General features: G+C 37.7%; 4 protein-coding genes. 3 read left to right on the top strand and 1 reads right to left on the bottom strand.

Going from position 1 to position 5896, the window contains the following annotated elements; translation table 11 throughout:
- Nucleotides 1-207: 207 nt before the first annotated feature.
- Nucleotides 208-990, top strand: a complete 783-nt coding sequence (locus FD46_RS03890) for a DUF975 family protein (RefSeq protein WP_057895886.1) — start codon at nt 208-210, stop codon at nt 988-990.
- Between the two features lie 229 nt (nt 991-1219).
- Here FD46_RS03890 and FD46_RS10735 read toward each other — a convergent pair whose 3' ends face one another.
- Nucleotides 1220-1534: a C40 family peptidase gene (locus FD46_RS10735; protein ID WP_420805341.1), complete on the bottom strand. Its 315-nt coding sequence runs from the start codon at nt 1532-1534 to the stop codon at nt 1220-1222.
- Between the two features lie 1812 nt (nt 1535-3346).
- Between FD46_RS10735 and serC the strand changes: the two genes are divergently transcribed.
- Nucleotides 3347-4438, top strand: a complete 1092-nt coding sequence (gene serC / locus FD46_RS03880; protein ID WP_057895884.1) for a 3-phosphoserine/phosphohydroxythreonine transaminase — start codon at nt 3347-3349, stop codon at nt 4436-4438.
- A gap of 2 nt (nt 4439-4440) precedes the next feature.
- Nucleotides 4441-5610: a phosphoglycerate dehydrogenase gene (locus FD46_RS03875; protein ID WP_057895883.1), complete on the top strand. Its 1170-nt coding sequence runs from the start codon at nt 4441-4443 to the stop codon at nt 5608-5610.
- Nucleotides 5611-5896 lie beyond the last annotated feature (286 nt).

Here is a 5896-nt window from a genome sequence, read left to right as displayed (position 1 = left end):
CAAGAGTAGTTGGGGGATCGCCCCCTGCGAGGGTAGGTCGTTGCCGTGCAAAGTAAGAAGCCCAGATATTATATATCTGGGCTTCTTTATTTTAAACATTAGTATATAAGAAGAACACTGCGGTAAATTATAGCTTAATTCATATTTGTATGATTGGCAGTTGATTTTTCGTATACTATAGGTGAAGAAAGGGAAAGGAGTAAATAAATGAAAACAAGGAAAGAGCTAAAAGCAGAGGTCAAACAGACTTTTAAAGGCCATTGGGGTCAGGCAGTCAAGTTAACAATTATTCCGGTCATTCTTGAAATAATTGTGAGCATTGTGGTAGCAGGGCTATTTTTTGCGCTTGTCTGGTTTTTATCTAATGATGGGCTGTCATACCTTAATTCAACCGGGGAAGGTTATAATGCTGCTTTTAACGGCGATAGAAATTCATTCAGCGGCTACCTTCCAGGTTTCTTAGTAACTATGATCATGATAGGTATTAATTTTACTTTTCTTGATTGGTTGCGTACTAAAAAAAGTGATTTTAAAGTTCTTAAAGGAGCATTCAGTGTTTTTACTAAAAGACACTTCGTTAGCGTTTTAGTGCTGTATGTATTAGTTTCGTTGTTTACCTTTTTGTGGATGCTATTGTTCATAATTCCTGGAATAATTAAATCCTACTCATATTCACAGACTTATCTGATTTACAAAGATCTAGCAGAAAGCAAGCAAAGCACCGAAGATATCAGTTACCTTGATTATATTACTAAAAGCCGTAATCTTATGAATGGCCACAAATTAGACCTATTTTTATTGCAGCTCAGTTTCCTAGGCTGGAGCATTCTTGCTGTTTTATCTTTTGGAATTGGATTTATCTGGTTAACTCCGTATAAAACAGCTACCTATGTTGCCTTTTATAAAGATATTGCTCAAGATCGCTTCCTTGGGTCGGATTCGGGCAAGCAGACAACAGACAATGATGGTTCATTTGTTGTTCGTTACTAAAAAGGAAATAAGCAGGTTATACGGCTGTTTCTAAACTTACTTTATTCCATATTTAAAAAAGTAAAATACTGACTATGTAGGAAAAGATTAATACGCAGATTGCAAGTAAGTAATAAAGGGGCTGGGTCAAAATATGATTTTTGACTCAGCCTCTTATTATGTTTATTAAATATATATTTGTGTAAAAAAACATCCCTTTTAGAGGATGTTTTTTTATTGCTATCAATTTCTAGTTTACGTGAACAGCAAATGATGGTTGGAAGTATTGGAAACTCTTAACGCTGACAGTTTCACCAGTTGTTGGTGCAGCTACGTAAGTTGAACCGCCGACATAAATCCCTACATGCCAAGCAGAACCGCGACCACCCCAGAATAATAAGTCACCAGGTTGTGCTGCACTTACTGACTCATAAGTACCGATAGTAGATTGTGCCTGTGATGTCCGAGGAATGTTCTTGCCAAAATGAGCATATACATACTGCGTAAAGCCGGAGCAGTCAAATCCGCTAAGTGAAGTACCACCATTTACATATGGGATTCTCATTGATGCTAAGCTTTCTGCGTAACCAACGATTGAAGAAGCAGAAACGCTAGGTGTCTGTGTCTGTGCTGCATAAGTTCTTACTTGTCGTGTAGAAGAACTGTTTGCAGCTGAAGTATTATTGTTGCTGCTTGCAGTGTTTGCAGTTGCAGTAGTGTTTGAAGAAGCTGTAGCTGCTGTTACATTTGAGCTTGTAGTATTTGAACTTGTAGTATTTGAGCTTGTAGTATTTGAGCTTGTAGTATTTGAACTTGTAGTATTTGTGTTTATAGTGTTAGTACTTGTTGTAGCAGCACTGCTGTTATTTGCAGAAGAGCTGCTTACTGCAGCATTATTAGTTGAGTTTGTTTGACTAGTACTTTCTGTACTTGCTGCGTTATTTGTAGCTGCTGCTACAGGAGCAACTGCAGGAGTCTTTGTTGGATCATTAATTGTCAAAGTCTGTCCTGCAGTAATTGTAGAGCCCAATGTATTTGCTGCTTTAAGTGAATCAACAGTCACACCATAAGCTTGTGCGATTGTGTAAAGAGAATCACCAGATTTAACTGTGTATGTAACATGGTTAGCTGAAACAGTTACTTTAGGTGCAGTTGTTGCAGTTGTTGCAGTTGTTGCAGTTGTTGCAGTTGTTGCAGTTGTTGCAGCCGTATTATTGCTTGCAGCCTGTGTACTATTATTTGCAGTATTGTTATTTGTATTTGTTGTTTGTGCAGTTGTTGTGCTTGCAGCAGCTGCCTTAGGTGTTCCGGTTACCTTAAGACTTTGTCCCGGCAAGATAAGAGTATCATCTGCTGATAAGCCGTTAAGTGAACGCAGAGTATCAACTGAAATACCGTAATCTTTAGCAATTGCCCATAAACTGTCGCCAGCTTTTACAGAAACAGCTGAAGTTGCTTTAGCAGAAGTATCAGTACTCTGTTTTGCAGCCTTGTCAGGAATCTGTAATGATTGATTTTCAAGAATTAAATGTGAATTCTGGTTAATATGGTTAAGTGTTTCAATAGCTTGGATAGAAACTCCATATTTTTGTGAGAGATCCCAAACAGTATCGTTTTTATTAACTTTAACAGTGGATGAGGCATTCGCAGTTGTTGTAGAAGCTAAGAATAAACCCGCCGCACCAACAGTGCTTACCAATAATGTCTTTGTTGTACGTTTCAAATATGTCACTCCTACTTTTTAAATTATTTTTTATTTCCTTACCAATGCTTTGATTGTAGGCTATCAATGTTGCAAGAGAGTACAAATTAAATTACAAATTAATCTTCTTTGTAACATAAATGCTGTGAATCCTTTAATCAAGGCTTTTCTTTTGGAAAATTTTTTTTTTGATTTTTTTTCAACAATTTTAATTTATCTACAAACGTTGGTTTATAAGGAATAAATGAACATGAGACAGGAAAGATATAGCTCTGTAAATCCTTAAGAATATTACATTATCGTTACAAATGTTTTAAGAGTATGAATTTCCGGACAAAATCCTGGTTTATTACGGCTGCTATGTGTTTTTTTTTTTAAAATGAATAAAAATAAGAAGCTAAATATTACATAAACATTAAATTTATAAACTTCATTATTTTTTAATAAAAATATCAGGCAAAAAGTTTTAAAGATACACACAAATGCTGTTTTCAAGCTGAATTCAGCTTCTAAGCCGTTTATCATTTTATTAATTAGCGTCTTGACATAGTCATGTGATTGCGCTACATTCGGAACATTGGGTAAAGTGACTTGAGTAATTGAATGAAGGAAATCAGTTGCTCTTATTCTTAAAAATCCTTCACCTTATAAAATCTGAAGAAAGAAGTGGGTAGCGTGACACAAGTTTATAACTTTGCAGCAGGACCGGCTGTTTTACCAGCAGAAGTTTTGCGTCAAGTACAAAGTGAATTGATTTCATATAAAAACAGCGGCATGAGTATAATGGAGATCAGCCACCGCTCCTCACTTTATACAGATATGGCATTCCAGGCTGAGGCTGATTTAAGAAAACTGATGAATATTCCTGCAGAGTATGATGTTTTGTTTCTGCAAGGAGGGGCAACCTTACAGTTTGCACTGGCACCGTTGAACCTTGCAAACAAGTATCACAAAATTGCATTTGCAGACACTGGACACTGGGCACAAAGGGCTCAAGAGGACGGTCAGCTGTTATCAGGTTACACTACAGAAGTTGCGGCATCTTCAAAACTGTCTAACTATACGGAATTGCCTTCAGGAATAGAATTAGCAAAAAATTATGATTACCTTCATTTAACTATGAATAATACAATTGAAGGAACTATGTATAAAGATTTGCCGTATAAAGGTGATGTGCCGGTGGTAGGAGACCTCTCTTCGATTATTCTGGGCCAAGAATATAATGTGAATGATTTTGGCATGATCTATGCGGGCGCGCAAAAGAATATCGGACCTGCAGGTTTAACAATTGTAATTGTTAAGCACACTCTTTTTGAAGAAGCACCGGAGCTGCCGGCAATGTTTAGTTACGCAAAACAAGCAGCAAAGCATTCTGCTTTGAATACACCGCCTGTTTTTGCGATTTATGTGGCTGGTTTGGTATTCAAATGGCTTCTGCAACAGGGTGGAGTTTCACAGATGCAGCGGCGCAATGAAGAAAAGGCGCAGCTTCTTTACGATTATCTTGATTCATCAAAGCTGTTCAGTACTCCTGTAACTGAAAAAAAGTGGCGTTCTTTGACTAATATTCCTTTTGTTACTGGGGATAAGGCTATAGATAAACGCTTTATTGTCCAAGCACAGGCAAACAATCTGCTTAACCTGAAGGGACACCGGCTAGTAGGCGGAATGCGCGCCAGTCTTTATAATGCATTTCCGCGTACTGGGGTAGAAAAATTGATTGAGTTTATGCAAAAGTTTGAAAAGGCAGTTGGAGGAACCAGATAACGATGATAAATATTAAAACGTATAATATGATTGCTCAAGAAGGCTTGAATGTTTTCCCAAAGGAAACTTATAAATTAAATGAAACTGATAAACCAGATGCACTTCTGATTAGAAGTCAGGATATGCATAAAACGCATTTTGGTACCAGTGTTTTAGCAATTGCGCGCGCAGGTGCGGGCGTTAACAACATTCCGCTGATAGAAGCCTCATCAAATGGAACAGTGGTTTTTAATACTCCTGGTTCAAATGCCAATGCAGTAAAAGAACTGATTGTTGCAATGCTGCTGATTTCAACCCGTCCGATTTTTTCATCAATTACATGGGCTAAAAAGCTTAATGGAGCAGATGTTAGTTTGCAGACTGAAAAGGGCAAAAATCATTTTGCAGGAACAGAGCTGAAGGGCAAGACTATCGGAGTTATTGGATTAGGGGCTGTCGGCTCACGAGTAGCACGAGCAGCTTCTGACTTAGGGATGCATGTTATCGGCTATGATCCATATATTAGTGTTGAACATGCTTGGCGGCTTTCTAATGATATTCCTAGAGCAGGTGAATTAGCAGATGTTTTGCGCAGTAGCGATTATGTTACTGTTCATATTCCTTATACGGAAGAAAATAAAGACTTAATCAGTGAAGAAGAGTTGCAACAGATCAAAAAAGGAGCAATTTTGCTAAATTACTCGCGTTGGGGGATTGTTAACGAGAATGCCGTGATTAAAGCTTTAGATAGTGGGAAGTTGAAAAAATACCTGACAGATTTCAGTTCAAATAAGTTTATTGATCGTGATGATGTTATCGTTACCCCGCACATTGGAGGAACCACAATTGAAGCTGAGGTTTGCGGAGCCAAGATGGCGGCTCAAACCCTGCGTAAATATCTTGAAACGGGAAATATAGTTAATTCAGTTAACTTTCCAACGGTTGAAATGGACTTCATTTCTGAACTGCGAATTACTTTGATTCACCAAAATGTGCCCAACATGGTGGGACGGATTACCACTATTCTCGCCAATGATGAAATCAATATTGATAATATGATTAATCGCAGCCGTGATAAGATCGCCTATACTATGATTGATACAGCAGCAATTTCAGAAGATAAGCTGGATGAGCTGCGACAAGAACTTTTAGCAATTCCAGAGGTAATTAGAGTACGGACATTGAATAAGTAAAGATATTGGATTAGAATGTAGTTCCTTGGCAGGGGCATAGCGAAGTCGAGTGTGCCAAAAGTTGTCAGGTTTTGAGTGTTGTTAACTGCAAATTACGTACCTAGTCTGAATTTGACTATAAGCGATTTTGTATTTAAGCAGAAAAAGCCGACTATTGACACACGTTAATTCGCACGTTTCAGGTTAAAAAGGACTGAGTCAAAATTTAACTTTTGACTCAGTCCTTTTAATTTTATTGTCTTTAGACCTAGTTGAGCTCGCTAGTGTGCGAAACAATAAACCACCC

Source organism: Liquorilactobacillus oeni DSM 19972, from assembly GCF_001436275.1.
GTDB lineage: Bacteria > Bacillota > Bacilli > Lactobacillales > Lactobacillaceae > Liquorilactobacillus > Liquorilactobacillus oeni.
The sequence above is the reverse complement of the archived record's forward strand: the minus strand, read 5'-3'. Positions and strand labels throughout refer to the sequence as shown.

What these genes read in the sequence shown, in the direction of transcription:
- FD46_RS03890 (WP_057895886.1), top strand. Translation starts at nt 208, where the DNA reads ATGAAAACAAGGAAAGAGCTAAAAGCAGAGGTCAAACAGACTTTTAAA.
- FD46_RS10735 (WP_420805341.1), bottom strand. Translation starts at nt 1,534, where the DNA reads ATGAGAATCCCATATGTAAATGGTGGTACTTCACTTAGCGGATTTGAC.
- FD46_RS03875 (WP_057895883.1), top strand. Translation starts at nt 4,441, where the DNA reads ATGATAAATATTAAAACGTATAATATGATTGCTCAAGAAGGCTTGAAT.